The sequence below is a fragment of the Candidatus Thorarchaeota archaeon genome (assembly GCA_013388835.1).
In the GTDB taxonomy this organism is placed as follows: Archaea; Asgardarchaeota; Thorarchaeia; order Thorarchaeales; family Thorarchaeaceae; genus JACAEL01.
In genome coordinates this window covers 96,637-117,166 of record JACAEL010000006.1, presented here as the reverse complement: position 1 = coordinate 117,166, position 20,530 = coordinate 96,637, and the positions used below count along the sequence as shown (strand labels likewise).

The 20,530-nt window shown below is 53.8% G+C and carries 11 protein-coding genes and 3 tRNA genes; 3 read left to right on the top strand and 11 right to left on the bottom strand.

Annotation, left to right across the window (positions count from 1 at the left end; genetic code table 11):
- Window positions 1-10,193 (top strand): hypothetical protein (locus tag HXY34_01220; GenBank protein ID NWF94739.1); only part of this gene is annotated, 10,193 nt, incomplete at its 5' end.
- 141 nt (window positions 10,194-10,334) lie between these two features.
- On the opposite strand, the gene HXY34_01215 is transcribed toward HXY34_01220, so the two are convergent.
- Window positions 10,335-11,099: a hypothetical protein gene (locus tag HXY34_01215; protein ID NWF94738.1), complete on the bottom strand. Its 765-nt coding sequence runs from the start codon at window positions 11,097-11,099 to the stop codon at window positions 10,335-10,337.
- A 115-nt stretch (window positions 11,100-11,214) separates the two neighbouring features.
- Here HXY34_01215 and HXY34_01210 point away from each other — a divergent pair, with 115 nt between their 5' ends.
- Window positions 11,215-11,403 carry a hypothetical protein gene (locus tag HXY34_01210; GenBank protein ID NWF94737.1) on the top strand — a complete coding sequence of 63 codons (189 nt, stop codon included), beginning with the start codon at window positions 11,215-11,217 and terminating at the stop codon, window positions 11,401-11,403.
- A 388-nt stretch (window positions 11,404-11,791) separates the two neighbouring features.
- On the opposite strand, the gene HXY34_01205 is transcribed toward HXY34_01210, so the two are convergent.
- Window positions 11,792-11,980: a hypothetical protein gene (locus HXY34_01205; protein ID NWF94736.1), complete on the bottom strand. Its 189-nt coding sequence runs from the start codon at window positions 11,978-11,980 to the stop codon at window positions 11,792-11,794.
- 440 nt (window positions 11,981-12,420) lie between these two features.
- Between HXY34_01205 and HXY34_01200 the strand changes: the two genes are divergently transcribed.
- Window positions 12,421-12,560: transfer RNA gene (locus HXY34_01200), tRNA-Met, on the top strand.
- A gap of 94 nt (window positions 12,561-12,654) precedes the next feature.
- Here the strand turns inward: HXY34_01200 and gatE are convergent.
- The 9 genes from gatE to HXY34_01155 form a co-directional block, all read right to left on the bottom strand.
- Window positions 12,655-14,565, bottom strand: a complete 1,911-nt coding sequence (gene gatE, locus HXY34_01195) for a Glu-tRNA(Gln) amidotransferase subunit GatE (GenBank protein NWF94735.1) — start codon at window positions 14,563-14,565, stop codon at window positions 12,655-12,657.
- Between the two features lie 9 nt (window positions 14,566-14,574).
- Window positions 14,575-15,972, bottom strand: coding sequence for a Glu-tRNA(Gln) amidotransferase subunit GatD (gene gatD, locus HXY34_01190; protein NWF94734.1), 1,398 nt, complete (start codon window positions 15,970-15,972; stop codon window positions 14,575-14,577).
- Between the two features lie 203 nt (window positions 15,973-16,175).
- Complete coding sequence (locus tag HXY34_01185) at window positions 16,176-16,739, bottom strand: TMEM165/GDT1 family protein (protein NWF94733.1); 564 nt, start codon at window positions 16,737-16,739, stop codon at window positions 16,176-16,178.
- Between the two features lie 29 nt (window positions 16,740-16,768).
- Complete coding sequence (locus HXY34_01180; protein NWF94732.1) at window positions 16,769-18,088, bottom strand: family 1 glycosylhydrolase; 1,320 nt, start codon at window positions 18,086-18,088, stop codon at window positions 16,769-16,771.
- Window positions 18,089-18,138: 50 nt separating this feature from the next.
- Window positions 18,139-18,252, bottom strand: a tRNA-Leu gene (locus HXY34_01175).
- 50 nt (window positions 18,253-18,302) lie between these two features.
- Window positions 18,303-18,412, bottom strand: a tRNA-Val gene (locus tag HXY34_01170).
- Window positions 18,413-18,460: 48 nt separating this feature from the next.
- The gene (locus HXY34_01165) at window positions 18,461-19,231 is read right to left on the bottom strand and encodes a DUF2110 family protein (protein ID NWF94731.1); all 771 of its coding nucleotides are present in this window, start codon (window positions 19,229-19,231) and stop codon (window positions 18,461-18,463) included.
- A 43-nt stretch (window positions 19,232-19,274) separates the two neighbouring features.
- Window positions 19,275-19,802, bottom strand: a complete 528-nt coding sequence (locus HXY34_01160; GenBank protein ID NWF94730.1) for a transcription factor — start codon at window positions 19,800-19,802, stop codon at window positions 19,275-19,277.
- A gap of 154 nt (window positions 19,803-19,956) precedes the next feature.
- Entirely contained in the window at window positions 19,957-20,502 is a 546-nt protein-coding gene (locus HXY34_01155) for a TIGR00270 family protein (GenBank protein ID NWF94729.1), read from the bottom strand.
- Window positions 20,503-20,530 lie beyond the last annotated feature (28 nt).

Sequence of the window (20,530 nt, the reverse complement as noted above, 5' to 3'; positions counted from 1 at the left end):
TGTACACTGACAGCTGGACCTCACTGACTCTTGGCGTGTGGGCAAACCTAGACACGACAGCCTCATACTATCCACGTCTTGTTTCAAAGAGCCCCACCACATCTTCCTCCGGACACATCTTTGCGAGCCTTATCAATGATACATACGGATTCTTGAATCGGATTCGGACTGACAGCACAGGAGGGGCCTATCTCACCAGTTGTAGTGTTTCTACTGGGACCTGGTACTATCTTGTTTGGTCATGGGATGGTGCCACAGACCAGCTGCGCGCCTACGCGAACGGTGTTCTCGTTCAGGCTGTCACAGTGGCTGGAACCGACCTATACAACTCGGTTGACGTTGTTGTCTTTGCCAACAACAATCTGAACCTTGGAGCGACAAGGTACTTGGACGGCCGCTTGGACGAAGTTCGACTCACCCAGTCAGTGTTGAGCGCTGACTGGATTCTGACCGAGTACCGCAACCAGAACTCCCCCTCGACCTTCTACAGCGTAGGAACTGAAAGCGTAAACCCCTCCATCTGGACTTCGGGTGACACCATTCGTGTCATCTACACGACCAACAGCCCGACTGATGTGACTCTTGACGTGCTGATGAAGACCGACATCTCGGGCAACGGTCAGACACTCGACGAGAACCTAGCAAATGGAACCACCTATCACGTTGTGAACGCAACCAATGTCGCGTGGACAGCCAGAGTCCTCGTGTCTCCGCCACAGTCCACGACAAGCCTGCAGTTCTCAGTTGAGTTTCCGCAGGAGGAGTGGCGTCCTCTAACGGTCACGAATCCACTCGGTGTCACCAAGACATACGGAACACAGTGGTGGTATGAGGGAAGCACGCTGACGGTGAGTGCTGCGGCGGTTGATGTCTTCGGCGTATGGGCACTCAACTTCACTGGTTACAACTATGTTTCCAACTTGTTATTGGGTCTCAACGGCGGTTCAATGGGACAGACGGCTAACTTCACAGTGGGTAACACGATGGAGTTCAGGGCAACCGTGCCATGGATTACCAACGCGAGACAGGTGCTGACTCTGACGAGCCCCACTGGGACAACATGGTACACCAATACGAGCACGTCGACTGGGACTCCCTCGCACGAGATTCCGTCGTTCAGATACAGGAAGCAGATCACGGTGGCAGGGAGCCAAGTGACCGGCGACCAGACGAACTTCCCTGTTCTCATAGACATCCTAGACTCTGACCTTCACGATTCAAGCAAGGTCCAGGCTGATGGTGACGACATCCTGTTCGTCCAGAATGGCAAGATAGTGCCTCATGACCTTGAATACTTCAGACAGGACTACAATCCAACTCAGGCTCGACTGGTCGCTTGGGTGAAGGTCAACCTCACGGATGTAGCTGACACGGTCTTCTACATGTACTACGGCAACACGGTCGTGGGTGCCCAGGAGGCGCCCTCCAAGGTCTGGACCAACGACTACAGCGCTGTGTGGCATCTCACGGAAGATGTCAACGATGAGCAGACGACAGGCACCCATTATGATTCGACCGGCCACGGGTACGATGGAAACCAGAACGGCACAGTAGAATACCTAGCGCGAGTTGGTTACGGGCAGGCTCTTGATGGCAACGACTGGATCAGAGTCACCTCAACCAAGTCTCTCGATCCCAGCGCCGATGTCACGATATCGGGTTGGTTCTACCTCAATGCAGCCTTCTCAAGTAGCTCAGCGACGAGCTATGTTGTCATGGAGAAGTACCTGAGCACCAGCACTAACATGCATATCGCCCTTGTCGGCACCGACTATGGGCAGGGCTCAGTACCGAGAGGCACTCTTGTCTTCAAGATGGAGAACTCGGACTCTGCCCGTTACAAGTATACGACAAGGACATTGTGGACCGCAGGCTGGTACTTCTTCTCTGTGCTGCTTGACTCAGATACGATGTCTGCGAACAAGATTTACATCAATGGTGTCGACGAGACGTCGAGTGGTACCGTTGGGACTGCGAACACCGGCTCTCTGTCATTCAGTGGCGACTGGGGACTCGGCGGAGGGCGTGCCGACACGGCTGACCTTGCTTCGGGGTATGCATATCTTCCAGCCAGTAGCGGCATCGATGAACTACGTGTTTCCACTGTTCAGCGTGGTGCAGGCTGGATTGCCACCGAATATGCCAACATCAACAACCCAGGTGAGTTCAGGACTGTCGGTGCTGAGATCGAGCGGACCAGTCTCACACCCACATGGGTCAAGGTGCTCGACTCGACCGCTCCCGCAGGAGTCTGGACTGTAAGTGTCCACTACAAGGACGGCGCGACTGTTGATGACGGGACCGGCCTGTACGAGAGGCGCTTCATTGTGAAACATGCGACCTCCCTATCGCTGAAGTCACCCGGTGATGCCGTGGGCGATGGAGTTTCAGCAAGACTGACCGGCGAAGTCCTGTATGTAGAAGTCGAGCTGACCGACACTGTGAACTCCGAGAAGGTATCAGGCGCGACGGTGAAAATGAACTGGACTGTCTCAGGCAGCCCCCAGGTCAAGACGCTCAACGACTATGGCAATGGACGATATGGGCTCACACTCAACACGAGCGACCTTGTGGAGAACAGGCGCTGGCGCATTGACATCTGGTCGTCGCATGACTACTACATCGCTGCAAGCATGTACTTCAGTCTGGACCTCTCACACACGACCGAGCTCACTTACACAGACGTCACGACAACTCCTGTTGGTCAACCTTTCACGGTCACACTGGTCTATCGTGACACTTTCAGCTCCACTCCAATCACAGGTGCTACAATCAGGTTCTCAAACGGGACTTCCATAACGCCTGTGTCCGAGGGAGATGGCAGATACAACCTGTCACTCTACACTGGCAATCTGGCCCTCGGGGACCACTGGTTTGTGTTCGTCGTATCGAAAGCCGGGGCCTACGTTGCTGATGCCGAGGTGAATGTGACCTTCACGCTGAGATCGCACATCACGACGGTCTCTGTGCAAGGTGACCTTGTAACGCCTGCCAACATGAACACGATGCTGACCGTTGTCCTTGTCGACACGGACACGGGGACCAGTGTGCCGATTGGGAGCGTCTCCTCATTCTCCTTCACTTGGTCCGGTGGCTCGCAGACAGTCAACTCTCCGTCTAGCTACGAAGTGACACTGACGACAAGCACATGGCCAGTTGGTAACAGGTCGGTGACGATTGCGGTCGTGATGAGCGGGTCGACCTATCAGATCCCGACCAACTATGTCTTCAGCATAGAGATACGGAAGCACTACACTTCCGTCACGGTCACAGGTAGCCTCACAGCTCCCTATGGCAATAGCACCCACCTCCAAGTGGTCATAACGGACCTTGACACTGCTGGCACTCTCAGTCATGCCTACGTATCATCTCTGTCATTTGCCACTGCAGGCTATTCTGACTACAACGAGAACTCACCATCTGATCTTGATGTTGACCTCCCGACGAACAGCTGGACCGTAGGTACTCACACAGTTGCTCTGACAGTCACAATGACGGGCATCTACAACAACCCGAGCACCTACAATTTCGACATTGACATCACGGCCCTCTCGACGTATCTATACCATGAGCCAAGCGACCTTGTCTACCCCAATGGAGACGACTTCTACATAGTCCTGCGAATCGAGATCAGCCAATGGGGCCCATACTACGGACAGCTAGTCAAGGGTGAGACTCAAAGCCACTTCTCCGCAAAGAATACATCATACACCTATCCCATATCGCTGAGTGAGATCAGCGCTCCATCGGGCCGCTATGGTCTGACGATTAGCTATACCTTCTTCCCAGAAGGCTACTACACAATCACGGTCACCTTCACACCGACAAACGCCACTCTGCAGAGCTCAAGTCTGGTAATCACATTCAGGTTCAGGCCTGCAAACAGCGAGATGTCCTCACCTGACAGGGCCGTCACGACCCCATTCGACACTGACTTCTTGGTGTCCATCTCATACATTGATACTGACCGGTCTCTGGGAATCACCGGTGCGACCATCTGGGCCGCTGGCATCTCCATCTACAACCCACAGGACCTGGGCAGCGGCAACTACAGGGTAACCGTGAATGTCACAGGACTTGGAGCCGGTGAGCACCTCTACAACCTCACCATAGACAAGTCTGGGTATCAGCAGCAGAGCCTGTCCTTTAAGGTCATCATCAGAATAGCGTACACCTACGCCACCCCCACAGTTGGCGCGCTGGACATTCCTGTGGGTAATGACCCCGTGTTCTATGTGACCTACTGGGACATTGACCATGCGGTCCCAGTGACCCCCGAGTTCCCCTTCGTAATGACCAGCAACTGGGTGAGAGCTGTGACATGGGTCTATCTGCCAGGTGAGCAGCGGTATCGTCTGACCTTCCCAACGGAAGTGAACGACGTGCTTGAGCAGAACCGTGTCGTCACATTCAACTTCTCAAAGGGTTCCAACTATCAGTTTGGCATCTTCAACATAACCGTCACAATCCGTACGCACAACACGGACTTTCGGCTCGTGAGCGCAGTTGAGCCGACGAGTGTGACTGGAAACTTCACGATAGAGGTCTTCTATGGAGACCTAGATGACAATACGGGCATCAGGTCGTTTTACGTGAGTCACAGACTGGCCAATCTGACCAACCCATCTCTCATATCATACCTCTACAACCACACTGTACTCGGAGATGGCTACTACTATATTCATGTACCTGCTTCGCAGTTTGGCCTCGGCATACAGAACTTCACGCTCTATTTCAACTGGACAGGGCCTGTCTACACCTACCAGAACAAGACGATTCTTGTCACCGGAAACGTCATCGGCCAGGACTCGAAGTACGTGCTCCTACTGGCTGCAGAGCCCACGCCGTACCTTGGCAACATGACCTACTCCTTCTTGTATGCGGAGCTCTACAGCGGAGCCGGCAACACCAATGAGACAGGCAACGTTCACGTCTACGTGGTCTTTCAAGGCTACACTGTTGACCTCAAGAAGGTCACTATCTGGGAGGTTGACCGAGTTGGTGCGCCGGGCCGGTACTCCATCCGCTTCAACAACACTCTGCTAGGTACCACCGGTCTGGTGTACATGATTGTACACGTTGACTGGTCCAAGGGAGCACCCCCATATTACACGAACAGGACTGATACAGTCTCGGTGCGTATCCTAGCTAGAGACACACTTGTTTCACTGAGTCCGCCGATTCCGACAGCATATGGTGAGAACGCCACACTGGTGTTCACTTTCGACGATGTCACTGGCGAGAGCAGTCAGCCTATTGCCTACAACCCCCTGAATATGTCAGTCACCCTTAGCTTGGCCGACTATTCTATCACCTACAATGATGCTGACAAGTCCTTCACGGTGTCGTTTAACACCAGTCAGTTCGGCAGTCTGGGGACGAAGGTCTTCACGTTGAGTATCACATGGGCCGGAGCACCCTTCTATGCCAACCAGACTATGAAGCAGGTTGAGTTTACCATACTCATACGACGGACACAGGTTGACTTCCAGAATCCTGACCGGACCCCGTTTGGTGGCCAAGCAGTCTTCAACGTGAGTTATCTTGACATTGCCGGCCCCTCTGTGGTCGGAATCAGTGACGCAACCCTGACACTTCTCTATGGGGCGTCGACCATTCCAGGCAGCTACTATACTGCCACGACTGATGGTTATGGCACATGGACCGTGAGTTTCAATGCAAGTTACTTCTCGTTGCCCGGAACATATCTCCTCACTGTCAACTTCACCTATACGGGGACCTACTACCGAGCAGACGCTTCCGCAACGAGAAGTATTGAGATACGCCTCCGAACCACCATCCTCTCAGCGGAGCCCATAGGAAGCGTTCCTTACGGCACCAACATGGTAACGGTAGTTACCTTCCAGGATGCTCTTACGCTGGTCAATATTGGCAGCTCGACAACGCTTACGATTCTCAATGAAACCGGTGTCGCGTGGGCATTCAATCTGACATGGCGTCCTGCCTCTCAGGACTACCTCTTGTCCATATCCATGGTTGGTCAGCCGCTGGCCTTGGATGTGCAATACACCCTACATCTCAACATGAGTTATGCGTACGTGAGCCCCTACTACAGATGGGATGACGCATATGTGACCTTCTCGATCCGGGCTCGTGCCTCTGCACTGGACGTCCAGCAGTCTGCAGCACCAGCACCATACAACGAGTATGCGGTCTTTGTGATGTACTACTGGGACACTGACTCCGAGACCGGCATATCTGGCTCGGTTTCCTTCTTACTGGAGGAACATGGTGTCATCCCCACGGGAAGTTATCAGGTCACACCTGGTGCATCCGGAGTCTACACAATTCAACTGAACTCCACCGCCCTCACCACTCTTGGCATACACTACATTCGTGTCACGGCCATATGGACCGGCGGAGTGCCATATCACAACAACGCGCAGAGGAACACCACCATCAGAGTGACCGAGCGACCCGCGAACGTGGACATAATCTCGCCACCGTCAAGAACTCAGTTCCTGGACAACATGACATTCACGTTTGCGTATACAGACGTCGTCACCTTGGGATACATTGTTGTGTCGCCAGCTAACATCCGGCTCTACTCCAACGGCACGCTGCTCTTGCAGACCGACTTCATGCTCACTTCGCTTGGGTCCATCTTCGAGGTGAGCATAAACTCCACTGTGCTGGGTACTACGCCCGTCACCAATCTGAACCTGACGATAGTCGTAGACTGGAACTCACTGGTTGTCCCGTACTATACTGACGATGCGACCTTCCTTCGTGTGTCGACCACCGGTCGTTCGATGTTCGTTGAGCTACGACCAATCGAGGTCACGCCAATACTGGACCTGATGAACATCAGCTTCTTCATAGAGGACACCGACACAGGACGACCCGTAGAGAACGCCATTATCCTGTTCAGTTCAATCACCGTACCGGGCTCTATGGTGGAAGGAGTCACCTACTGGCTCTGGCGCGGCACAGGCGTGGATGCCGGCTGGTACACAATCCGAGTAGACACGGCAGTCCTTGTGACAACTGGCGACTTCCTGTTCTCCCTGACCGTACAGTGGGATCCGAACGTGAGCCCATACTATGCGAACCGGTCCGCCATCACGCTCACCGGCTCAGTTGACCTGATATGGGCGGTACTTCAGACAGACCTGCCACAGCCGTCATCGGTGCAGGTCACGGATGATGTCTTCGTGCTCGTTCAGTACAGGGACAATGACCACGGTCAGATTGGCGTGTCTGGCGCGTCGATTGAAGTCAGATACATCAACAACGGTCAGATACCTGCTGGTCTGACCATCATCGAGGTCTCGCCCGGTGTGTACAACGTCTCCTTTAGCACGATAGACATCACGACGACAGGGACTTGGACACTCAACATAACTGCCACAAGGTCCCTCTACACGAGTTCTAGCGTCCAGCCCACATTCACTGTGCGTCTCATAGACACTGCCCTCGAACCTCTGCAGACCACCATCATAGCCAACTGGAGCGCTCCTGTCACCCTGACCGCGAACTACCTCGACCTGCTACATGGCAACTACACATCCGGCGGGACGGTCACCTATTCGGTTGGAACAGTGAATGGCACACTGTTTGAGCAGGGCACCTCCGGTACCTATTCGGGAGTTCTCGATACGACGCAGGTGGGCTCGGGAACGCGCGTGGTCACAATGTCGGCCACTGCAAGCGGCTATGTGCAGGCTGTCGCTGTAATCACGCTGGTCCTGCAGCCACTGCCAAGTGATGTGAAGGCAATAGACCCAACCGAACAGATCATAGAGACCTCAAAGGGCTCGCCCGTGAACATCACAGTCTATCTGAGCAATCCGCTGACGGGTATTCCCATTCCCAGCATATATGTCCAAGAAGTGAAGGCTTACTGGGAGGGTAACGGCGTGTACTATAACTTTGCGTGGAACGGGACCGAGGGCTACTATGTTCTGTATCTGCCAGGGTCCGCTACGGGAGCGGCACCGACCGTCGGCACCTACGACCTCAGGGTCTCAGCGAGACTCATCAACTACAACCCTGGACTGTCGCAGTATAAGATCATCCTGACACAGACCAAGACCTATGTGGAGTTGGATGAGGAATCTGGTACGACTGAACAGATGTCAGCTGTGTACTCGCAGATGGTGAACGTGACAGTTCGGCTCACGGAGTTCTTCAACAGGAACCAGAGTATCAGTAACGCGACACTGACTTGGACTGTTACCGCGCTCGATGTGACTGGGCCGCTATACCCCACCGGCACACCTGGATACTTCAGCGCGCTGATCAACACATCAATTCTCGCGTATGGCGACCAAGCTGTGACCATTCGTGCGGTACCGGGCGACTCGGAGCTAGCCAACAGCTTCAGAGTGATTACTATCTCGATTGCGCGTATAAACACGGAAGTACTGCGACCGCTCGAGTTCGTAGTGCCGTGGGGATGGGCGGGGCCTCTGGACTTCGTCTACTGGGACTCTTCATTTGGCAGGCCCATTCTGAACGCAAGTGCCGCATATGTGTGGGGCCCATTCACAGGTAACGCCATCGAGCTGGGCGCAGGAGTGTACCGAGTGTATATCAACACGAGCCTCCTTGTCCCTGGGACCAAGTATCCAATTAGCATGAACTTCGTCAAGGCCAACCACATAGAGGGTAGCGGCACCGTGACGATGACCCTGCAGTTGATTGCGACTGAGGTGCTCATTGATGTCGACGAGCAGAATCAGATAGAAGGCAGCAGTCGTAGACTGCGAGTTCCCATGGGCGACACTCTGAACATAACCCTCTTCTATAACGACACAGAGATGTTTGTGGGTGGCATCGAGGGGGCATATGCGACATCTGAGAGCAGTCTGCGCAACCCCGATGCAATGGAACCGCTGCCGGTGATCCTGACCGAACTGGGCAATGGTTACTACTCCTTCATCTTTGATACAAATGACCTCCGTCTGTATTCGCTCCTGAACTCGACCAAGACAATACTCCGCGACCCGTACAGACTCACAATCCAGATTGCATTGGGCAACCGGAGCACTGTGGAGTTCAGGATTGACATCTACATCATTGAGATTCCGACCTCACACTCCGCGAGCGTGACAGGAACCACCTTCACACTGACTCATCTGAGCCCACTTGAGTTCACTTTGTACTTCAACGACACATGGCACGGGATGGGTGTTTCAGGCGCGGAGTTTGTCGTCGAGAGTACGAACCCAAGTGTGGCACTTGTGGCCGAGTCCCGACCTGTCGATGGCCAGCCCGGCCTCTACTACGTGAGGCTTGAGACTGTGGGTCTTGGTACCACCACGGTCATGATATCTCTGGGGAAGCAGTACTACAGTGACATCTCCTACTCCATAGTCATTGTGGTTGAGCCGAACGAGACCGACATACTCATCAGCCGCGTGACGACAATCGGGCTTCCAATCAGTCTGGTCGTGATACTACTGCTCGGTACGTACGTGAAGGTCTGGAGTGTCCCGAAGCGTATCCGTCAGATCAACGGCCAGCTGAAGGCAATCCGAAAGGGCCGGATGCCAAGACCAGTACCCGGTGTGAAGTCGCGTCAGGAGCTCTTGGCATCGCTCTTCAACAGCATGTTTGCAGAGATGGGCATTACGCGCACTGCTGCCCAGATGCCTGAGGAGTCGGTTGGTGTAGATATCCCTGAGATGGGTGAGCTGCTCATCCAGCTCTCAATTCTCACCCGGCTGAGCCCCCAGGAGCTTGGCGACTTCAAGGCTGACATCTCCAAGATGCGTCTGAGTGAGCAGGCCACGTTTGTGAAAGAGGTCATAACACAGGAGGCGCTTCGTGCTGCCCGGCGAGACAACAAGAGCGTCGAACAGGTCCTTGAGGAAGTTGCTTCCGAGGCCAAGCGCAGGCTTGGTGAGATTGAGGCCACTCGTGCTGTGGTGGCAGAGGAGGCCGAGGAAGAGGCTGTGATTCTGCGTCCGGAAGACGAGAGGCCTTCTACAGGTGGGCCTGCAGTGTCCGACAGGGACGTCAGGCCTCGGACTACTCCCTCTAGGGAATTCGAGACCACCACAGCCCCGTCGGAGCGACTGAGCCAGTTCGAGCTAGAGGAGCTGCGCAAGGAACTTGAGGCGAAGGGTGTGCCGCTCCATGAGATTGACACGATCATGGAACAGGCCAAGACTCTCCCACGTGACCTCGTGGAAGAGCTTGTCCGAAGCCTGACTGGTGATAAGTAGGAGACTCCTCCTACTTGTCCCTGCCAGTTGTTTCCCATGGTTAGTGGAACATGGGTTCTCGTCGGCCTAGGTGACAATGCTTGGTCTGGAGCAGTGTTGTGCTTGGAGCCTTGAGCCTGACATAGTTTGAGACAGTACTGCCTATTCAAGGCCATCTATGAAGTGAGAGAGTGGCAGAGTGGTACCGAAGTCGGACTGCTTGGTTCGCAGGACTTGTCTGACTGTATACAAAGGGTGTTTTGTAAGCGTGTATCTAAAGTAGGATTTGCTCTCCTCTACCTTGATGTGCACCTGAGCTGCGGATGCGAGGGTCCTTCCCCCCATTGGATGGTCGGGGTTCTTCTGAGAGGCCGGTGCAGTCACCACAGTCACAATCTCTCTGTTCATTGTGAATGTCTTCAGTCTGGATGCCATGTGGGATATCTGCTGGTTTCCATCTGCCGTCACACTTTCGGAGATATAGAGGTCTGGCAGACCTGCAACAATCAATAGTCTTGCTGCGACCCTATGGAAGAAGCCCTCCAGCTGTTCCATCACTAAGGAATAGGTCTGTGAGGCATTGAATGCACGGGACACGTATATCCTGTCCATCACATCCTCTGGTTCCAGTCCGAACTCGAATGCATAGTCCGTTATTCTCTCAATCTTGAAGGCGTTAGCACTGTCTATTATGACGGTGGGTGTAGCAAGACCGCCTTTGCTCTTGGGAAGCTGTGCATGAACTGCCAGTCGGAGAAGGTCATTGTGGAGACTCCGGCTCCCATAGAACAGATGTGTCAGTCCCACCTCCAGCCCGCCTCCAAGCAGGTTGTCCAAGGCCTTCGTTCCCGTACTCAGCAGAGTGGGAGGACTTACCTTGTCTGCAGTGACAAACCCGTACTTGGACAACTGATCGAGCGGACTCATTTCTGATACGTCTGTGTCTGTAGAGGGTTTTAACCACCCCCTGAACGGGCGGCTCGGATACGTTGGTGTTTAATAGCCCAAAGTGTCCAGCCTCTATTACACCGGGAGAACTGGAATGACGCGGAAGATTCGAGTCTGTCCGAGATGTGGCAGTACCAAAATAAGCGAGGCCAAGACCTCACTCAGTGGATGGCTTGTTCCTGCAACCTACTTCTGTAGTGACTGTCACTACTCCGGCATGGTCTACGTGGAGATAGACGCTGAGGATCTGGACAAGTTACAAAGCACAATTAACGGCGATTAGGGGATAAGGGAGACTCTCCGGGCGGCTCTGCTGAACTCAAGTCCAGAGTCGACAGAGGAAACCGCATTGCCTGATTTGCACCGAGTATGGACATCTAACGCCACCGTTCATTTTTGGTTGGACAGAGTTGGACATCCATGGGATGCCAACCTGTTCCGTCCAGGAGCGGCACTGGACATAGACAGTTGCGAGCAGCATTGATGTCAGCGTGAGCGTGCGTGTGATATTATGGGCAGTGGAAGTACTCTCCGCCTCTCACCTCGTGTGTGGACTGGAGGTCGGACGTTCGAATGCCCATATCTCCACAGACGTGGCACGTGCGAGACGTCCCTGCTGCGTTCACTGTCCATATCCCGCCGTACGGGTGGTGGCCCAGCGCCTGCCTCATTTACCGGGTGGTGCCAAGCACCTTTGCCCACAGGTTGGACGACAGGTCCCGTGACAGTGTCCGGTCGCCGGCGGGTGGCTGGTAGCTCTTCAGGCCCTCCATGTAGAGCGTGCGGACACCGTGTGCCTCGCACAGCCACACGAGTTGAGAGGGAACCTGTCTTGCGACCTCGGTGTCGAGCCTGCGCACCCGGGCCCACAGCGCGGAGAGTTGCCTCTCCCTCTTCAGGATGGCCAACGCCTCGCAACGATACCGAGAACAGCCGCAGGGAACTCTGGCGGACTTGGACGTTTGTGAGGCCTATGTGCCATTAGTGCATTCACTGAAGCTCACGTTGTCCTCGCTACGAAGAACAAGACCGCCTCTACACGCATCACCTGACAATGAGGAGAGGGGACGGCGTACAGGTCGGCTCTTGGAGTCCCTCTTCGTGGAGCTCTCAGGACGTGGAATGCACCTCGTGCACACCCGGCACAGAACCTCCAAGACAGACTCCCCATGCTGCGAGCACCAAGGCACTAGACGCAGGAGCGTAATCGCGACTTGACGAGGCTGACGGTCACACGACTCCATTTCCAGTTAGGTTTAATAGAGGTGTCTGGCTGCGGGTCTGATGACCCCTCAGACCTGCCGCAGTAGCCTAGCCCGGTGGGGCGCGAGACTCATAATCGGCCCGGCAGTGTCCGGGCTCAAGCGGGGTCATGAGAATAGCGCCCTATGCAAATGGGAAATCTCGAAGTCGAGGGATCGAAGCCCTCCTGCGGCACCATTTCTGTTTCTCTCCCGCGCACTGAGCCGGTGACGAGCACACTGCCAGTGGTACATGGAAGTCCTGTCTGGGCAACTGCTCCCAAGACCCTAAACTACTCTAGGAGAGCCCGTATCTCATTGAGAAGAATCTCCTTGACAAGACTGCCATCAATCTTGCCTCGGAGTTCCTTCATGGCGACTCCCATAAGCCCTCCAATTGCACGCTCACCTTGTGACCTGACATACTCGGCTCTGGACTCCACCAGGCGATGCAGAATCTCCTGTGCTTCTCTTGGCTCGAGTTTCCCAAGGCCGGTCTGATGCAGAGCACTTGTAACCGTTGAATCAGGATGCTCAGCGAGGTAAGACAGCACGCTTGGTATCGCCTCTTGTGACATTCCACCGCTTGTCACAGCTTGGAACAAACCCATGAAGTGAGCATCGGAGAGACGCTCGATAGGCACGCCCTCGCGATGAAGACTTGTCAGTGTATTCTCGAGCGTGGTTGCTACCAGCGTTGGTGATGCCTTGCACTCTCTTACCGCTCGTTCGAAGAGGTCTAGGTTCGCGGACCGCACTACTCTTGAAGCAAGGTCTCGACTGAGACCAAGTTCATTGATGAGTCTTGATTCTGTCGCGTCCAGTGTTTCCGGCAAGGACCTTCGGATACCTCTGAGGCGCGAAGCGGACACCCTTACAGGTCGGACGTCCGTTTCTGGATACATCCGTTTGGCACCAGGACGAGGACGAGCAAACTTTGTAGTTCCATCGGGCAGAGGAACTCGTGTTTCCGCCGGCACCCCAGTCACCGCCTCTTTGGCACGCCTAACAACTGCGTCCAATGCATCAATGCAATTCTGTCGGCCTGCCGCCACGAGGACTACTGCATCTTCTGGCTCTGCTTTGGTCGACAATCTCAGCTGCTCCACATCATTGTCAGTTATGCCGTACTTGGGCAGTTCATCAGTATGAAACAGACCACCCACTCCACCCCAGAACTTGGCATGGTCTGACATCTCCGTACCAAGACGACGACCGGGTTGAACCTCTCTTCCCAGAAGACCTGCGAAACCCCTTAGTCTGACAGCACTGACAATCCCATCAGAGTCAAGCGCCCTTCTAATCATCTTTGACTCCGTCTTTTCGAAGATACGAGTGACGTCGACAAAGTCAGGCACAATGTCCTCAGGACGCACTCCTCGCTCTATCAGTTCATCGCGTATTTGCAGAAGGTTGACCTGTCGCAATGACTCTAGCTCAACAACCTTACCCAGAAGCTCAAGTTCCTGCAGGCCCTTTATCTCGGTGATTGCACCACCCTCTATCGACACATTGACATCCTGGCGAATGGTTCCCAAACCTCGCTTCACTCGTCGGGTGGATCTCAAGAGCAGGCCCAGTGCTAATGCAACTTCCTGAGCCTCTTCTGGGGTGTGAATGTCCGGTGCCGTTGCGATTTCTATGAGAGGGATTCCGAGGCGGTCAAGACGGTACACTCTTGTACCAACTACATCGTCATCGGAGATTTTGCGAGCCGCATCCTCCTCAAGACTAATCGTCTGAATCCCAATCTGCCTGCCGCCAACTCTCATTTGACCGCCGAGTGCAACGACGGCAGTGCGCTGGAACCCAGTAGTGTTGCTTCCATCTATGACGATCTTGCGCATCGGGTGTATCTCATCCACTGGCTTTGATTTGAGAAGGCATGCTACCGTCAGACACACATCGATTGAGTCTTCATCAATACTATGGGGGGGCTCCTCGTCCGCTTCCACGAGGCAGGTGATGTCGTTGTAATACTCGTAATAGAATCTCCTGTTTCGTTGGAACTCGAAGAGAGCGGAGGGGTCGACCTCACCCATCTCGCTCTGAGTAGGTCGTAGCCTCCTGACAAAACCCCCATCAGGGTCTCTGTTGCTGACAAGGGCTGGACAATGGCAGAAGAGCTTTCGAGGTGAGTCAATCTGCTGATGGAGTTCCAAGCCCACTTTGAGACCTATCAGCGCGTACTTGTCGGACTCAATCGTTTTGCATCACTCCCTCAGGTGCCGGAGCCCTGATATCTCAGAACGAGCACTCATCTCGCCGGCCAACGGGCGAGTCATGAGTTCTTTCACGTCATCTGTACTCCTGCAGTTGGCGAGAAGCCACATCATCTTCACGAGGGCGGTCTCAGCGAGCATATCCGCACATGGAATGACACCAATCTCTAGTAGTTCCACACCAGTCCTGTACACACTCATGTTCACTCGTCCCCAGATACACTGCGAAGTCATAGCAACTACTGTACCTGAGTCAACAGCAGCCCTGAGGGCTGGAAGGAGATGCTCTGGGGTGTGACCTAGACCAGACCCTTCGATGACTATACCCCTGTGTCCAGAAGACACAAGGTACTCGATTGTGTCACCGCGCATACCTGGATACGTCTTAAGAAGAAACACATTGGGATCGAACTTTGGCTTCACTAAGGCCTTCCTGCTCAAGTCCCGGCGAAACAGGGGGAGGTTCAGCTCCTGTATCTTGGTGTCTTCGATTCGGAACAGGGGTTGCGAGTTGACAGAAACAAAAGCATCACGCCTGCTCGTGTGACACTTCCGCACCCGGGTACCTCTATGAGCGAAGGTGACGGTATCGTCAGTCTGGCCATGCATGATTACTAGGACCTCCCCCACATCCGCCCTTGCAGCAAGCTCAATGGCAGACACTAGGTTCAGGGCCGCGTCCGATGATGGTCTGTCAGAAGACCGCTGAGAACCGACCAATACAACCGGGACGGGCAGCTCTTGGACGGCGAAGGCGAGAGCGGACGCAGTCAGAGCCAGTGTGTCCGTCCCGTGTGCAATGACGATGCCATCGACCCCCTTCCGAATCTCTGAACCCACATTGCGGGCAATCTTGGACCAGTCGGATGGGAGTATATTCTCAGAGAGCTTGCTCATCAGCACCTTGACCTCAACAGCAGCATGGTGAATGATTTCGGGAACAGTTTCATACAGATCCTGTGCAGAGAGAGCAGGGTTTACTGCTCCTGACTTGTAATCGACCTTGCTAGCGATAGTACCACCTGTACTGAGCAGCGTTACATGAGGAAGACTTGACGCAATCGGACGGACTACTTGTCTTGAGGGTAGCGTCCGCGCACGCTCATCTCGTGAAATAAGAGTGACAATTGAGTCCTCAACAAGCCGGACACCTACGTTGTAGCCATTATCAAGTTTGACTACGACGTGAGCTGAATCACTGCCCACCTGTGCACGTGGCATCAAGAGACCGGTGTATTCTGCATCCGTCTGAACCACATGTATCCGGTCCCCTATATGTGCACCAATGGCCTTCAGCTTCTCGAGTACAATGCCACAGTACCCAGATTCTGCCAAGCTCAAGAGGTAGGTCACCCCGTACTCTCGGTCTTCACTGCCCGCCACGGACATAAACCTTCCCAAGAAACCTCTTACATAAATCAAGCGCAGCGGCGCAAGTCTTGCTTCAGTCGCACAGAATGCCCGGAGTCTTGATGCGCACCTGCTCAGCTTGGCACCATGCTTTGCTCGCGCTGCTCAGCGGACAGAAGCGGAACGAAGCTGTTTCTGTGCATTCCAATGGTCATACTCTGGCAACTTTCGAAGACCGCTCTTCACAGGATACCAGTTGTAATCAGCAAACCGAACACCACGAAAATCACACCACTTGCAACTCGAATGTGACGAGCCTTGACTCGCAGGGCAAGACCAGTTCCGGCGAAGACTGCCACCGCGTTGACAGTCAAGAAAGCCAGAACAGCTCCGGCAAACACCAGAATTGGAAGAGAAGACTGAGCCGAAAGAGCGAGAATCGCAAGCTGTGACTTGTCACCAAGCTCGGATATGAGGATGAAAGAGAACATGCTGGACACCGTGCAGGGGTTTTTGCAATCGATTGTATCTTCGAGGGAACTGATAGAGAGAGAATAGACGCCCAGGATGAGAAAGATGACTCCTGCAATAGTCGAGAGCAGGTCCAATGGCAAGATTGTGTAGAGCGTTGTTCCTATCAAGACACCTACAGCTGTCGCTGTTACCAGAGCGGACATTGTGGCTAACAATACAATCCACGGACGATGAGACTGAGCACTGAGGCACATGGTTGTCAACATCGTCTTGTCGCCCAGCTCCATAAGCAGTACCAGCGCAAATGCTACCAGGAATGACTGTGCGGGCAATGCAAATCCTCCAATGCTTCTCGCTCCAGCTAGCCGATGTATTTGGCCTGCATTTCCTCACTGATGGTGTTGCTTCGGATTATGTCACGGAACACAGAAGCACTCCGTCTAGGCCTGCGCTCCTGTGTCTTGTAGTCTACTTCGATAAGACCAAAGTGACTGCTGTAGCCATGAGCCCACTCGAAATTGTAGGTAAGCGACCACACCAAGTACCCCAGCACATTGGCACCCTCGCTAATTGAACGATGTACTTGCTGAAGGTGACTCAGGATGTACTTGCACCGCAATCGGTCATCCTGAGTGCCAATCCCGTTCTCTGTCAGAAAGATGGGACGTCGATAGCGCTTCCAGAATGAGTTGATTTCATGGTAGTATCCCAGTGGGTAGACTTCCCAATCGAGGCCTTCACACCGTTCAAGCCCAGGTTCCTTGGGCGGCATCTCACCTGCCAAGAAATCAAGTCTGCTGGACACCCTCATGCGGCTATAGTAATTCAATCCTATGAAGTCAGCTGAGTCAACCAGAGGTTCGTAGTGTTCCCAGTCTTCAAAGGGCTTCTGGAAGTCCGGGATTCTTGCTTCGACAACACCTTGGATCCACATATGGTTGTACAGGTTGTCAAGGTATCTTGCGAGATCGACATCCTCTTGATTATTCTCATCTGCTGGCATGAAGTGAGAAACGCTGAGAACAGGCGCGATTCTGGGCTGGTCTAGGCCACGTTCAGCATACACCTCACGAATCTGTAGGGCGGCTTGCCCGTGTGCCATCGCCAAGTGTCTTGCTGCAATCATTGCCATTCCGTAGTCTCGGTGGCCTGGTGGAAACTCACCGTAAAGATAACCCATGGCGACGAGGACCATAGGCTCGTTGATAGTGTTCCAGGTTATGTCATAGTCGCATAGTGCTTCGGCCACCTTCCTGCAATATGGAGCAAAGACGAGGGGACTCTTGGGGTTCAGCCATCCATCTGAGTCACGAAACCAGATTGGATTTGTGAAGTGATGTAGAGTAACCATTGGTTCTATCCCACGGTCGACAAGCGACTTTACAACGTCACGATAGTGGTCGATTTCTCTCTGATTCCATGCGCCGCGCTGTGGCTCAATGCGACTCCATTCAACTGAGAAGCGGTGAACTTGGTGTCCATACTTCTTGGCCAAGTCGAAGTCCTCACGGTACCTCTTGTAGTGCTCGCAGGCGACCACTGAGGAGGACTTGTCCCTTATCTTACCAGGTACCTTCTCCCACTCAGACCAGTCATTGTGATTGCCTCCTTCAGTCTGATGGGCGGAGGCAGCACTCCCCCACTTGAAGTCCTTGGGAAAAGTTAGTCGATGATATGTCACTCGCGTCCACCGTATTTCAGATTTCGGTGCTTCGTCATAAACGTTGAGGATGGTGCGGGAGGTGGCTCGATCCCACGAACTCCTGCGAGAGCGGATTTCTTTTCAAGGACCCCTGGTGCTAAGATCTTAAGTCCGCCGCCTTTGACCAGCTCGGCAACTCCCGCAATTCTAAAGCGTCTTCCAAGTCCGACGCCATACTGAAACCGGAGATATTTGGTGGGGTGGGCCGGAGATTCAGCTGTGACGCAGGACCGTCCGCAGCTTTTGAACCAGCGATCATCTCGGTGTAAGCGAGATATCATGGCCGGGCTAGACCACCACCCCGTTAGGGTATCTCCTAGAGTCGAGGGGCGTATTCAAGATAAAGGTTTGTCAGTTCATCTCACGTAGCGCGTTCAATTCCCGCGGTATGAACAGGTGAATGGGTACGCCGGTCAGCATTGGTCCAATGGAAGACACGATTCCGGACGCACGGGTCGAACGCTTGCATACCAACGAGAACTCGTATGGGCCAAGAGTCTCCACTTGATATACATCGGACAAGTGTCCTGACTTTGCAATAGCCCTCTCCAATGTGGCTTTATTGGCGCCAAAGACCAAAAGACGTTCATGATCATCGTTCGTCCATGCATTAACTCTGCGAAGAAAGGAATCGGTCAAAGCACCTTCAATCTTCTCAGTGCTGAGGTTCACATCCTTAATTGTCACGTTCACCGGGAGGTGTTCAACAAGCACAAGGGCCTTGGCAATTGCCCTCAGTGATTGCGTATGCATCTGCGCTTGCTCTCTCAGTGTGTGCAATGGGATTAGGACATCAACCGGGCGAGTCGTAGAAACACCAATGTCCGAATAGAGTCCGTATCCGACCCGGCATACATCGACTAGGCTGCCCCAGAGCTCCTGACCGTGAGTCAATTCAGCCATTACGGGGACTCGGCCATACTCGTCATAGAGAAGATTTGAAGCAAACTCGCAGTCCTCGCCAGTGACATCGAGGGTAACATGGCCGCGGGAGCTACAGGAAAGATGCTCGATTCTGATATCAAGACCGGAAGTAAGTTCCGCAATCTCAGAAGCGAGTTCGCGCAGGAGCCGGTCCTTCTGTGCCCCGTATACTCTACGTTTCAGTCTGAGAGAGACCAAGTGGTTCACCAGCATCTACAAACAGCAGGTATGACTACTGGTGCTAGATAGAGGAGGTGGCTTCGAGGTCCGCCTTCAGCTCTTCCACTCGCTTCCTCAGGAAGCTTATTGCTCGTTCGTTGTCTACATACTCCAGTTGGCCATTGCAGACCGAGCATCGAAAAGACAGGTTCATTGCCTCTTCAAACGGGACTGGTGATGAATCTCTGTTGACGCATGCATAAAGGTCATTGCTCGTTTCGTGTTCAAGCCTCTGTTCCAGAAGAGTGAGTACCATGCGCTTCTTCCTGTTAACAAGTGCCTGAGCCTTCTTCGGGTCGATGCGCCAATAGTAGAGGAACCACCCGGTGTTTGTATCCCGAATTCTACGATATGATGCGAGATGGTTGTCATGGAGCTTGTACAGGATCTTTCTGACAACATTTAGCTTCAAGTCTGTCTTCGTAGCTATCTCTTCGTCAGTTGTCTCCTCAGTGTTAGCGAGTACGGTCGCGACATCCACCCCTTCCTTGCCGGCAATCTCCTCGACTACGAGTCTGAACAGGTCATGATTGAATGTCGGATGTGCCATGTGTATGCCACCAGAATATGAGTTATCGGAGAGTGAGCAATCGTATCACATGTTGGAAACACACAGTTGACGGACGGGGGTCTATGCTTGTAGTATTATTGGATAGCCTAGTATATAAGAGCTCTGTCATGTCATGCCTAGGACTATCGCTTGGCTACTCTGCCTTCTGGCTCTTCTTCCGTTTGACCTTGACCACGTCGCCAAGAGTCGGACCAGCCTGCCCGGATTCGCGAGCTATCTTCAGAGCAGGGATTCCCACAGGTTCCAACAAGGATATACCCAGCTCGCGTTCCAGTCCTCGTGTCACCCGTCCCGTGGGCTTGATTCGCCCACTCTCAATGGCCTGAAGGGTTGAAATCCTCTCACCCACCTTCTGTGCCAGATCTTCTTGGCTTAGCCCTTTCCTCTGTCGGGCCGCTCGTATCAATTGTGCATAGTCCTCGACAAGTATCATGTCGTCAATCGTTGGAGCATCAGAGGGAACGCGCTTTGGTAACGGTTTCTTCGTCACGGGTCGAACAGGTCGTGGTGGACGAGGAGAAGCGGGAGGTTCGGCGCCCGACCAAGCGGGCATTTGTTTCGGACGAGATGGACTGGGTGCGGATGGACTCTCGCTCGGGGAAGCAAAACGCGCAGCACAGTCGACGCAGACGATGAGTCTTGCACCCTCGATAGTCACTTCTCGGCCGTGCCCCTTCATCGTTCTGCCACATAGCTCGCAGCTGCCA

What these genes read in the sequence shown, in the direction of transcription:
- HXY34_01210 (NWF94737.1), top strand. Translation starts at nt 11,215, where the DNA reads ATGACGCGGAAGATTCGAGTCTGTCCGAGATGTGGCAGTACCAAAATA.
- HXY34_01215 (NWF94738.1), bottom strand. Translation starts at nt 11,099, where the DNA reads ATGAGTCCGCTCGATCAGTTGTCCAAGTACGGGTTTGTCACTGCAGAC.
- gatD (NWF94734.1), bottom strand. Translation starts at nt 15,972, where the DNA reads ATGTCCGTGGCGGGCAGTGAAGACCGAGAGTACGGGGTGACCTACCTC.
- HXY34_01160 (NWF94730.1), bottom strand. Translation starts at nt 19,802, where the DNA reads ATGGCACATCCGACATTCAATCATGACCTGTTCAGACTCGTAGTCGAG.
- HXY34_01155 (NWF94729.1), bottom strand. Translation starts at nt 20,502, where the DNA reads ATGAAGGGGCACGGCCGAGAAGTGACTATCGAGGGTGCAAGACTCATC.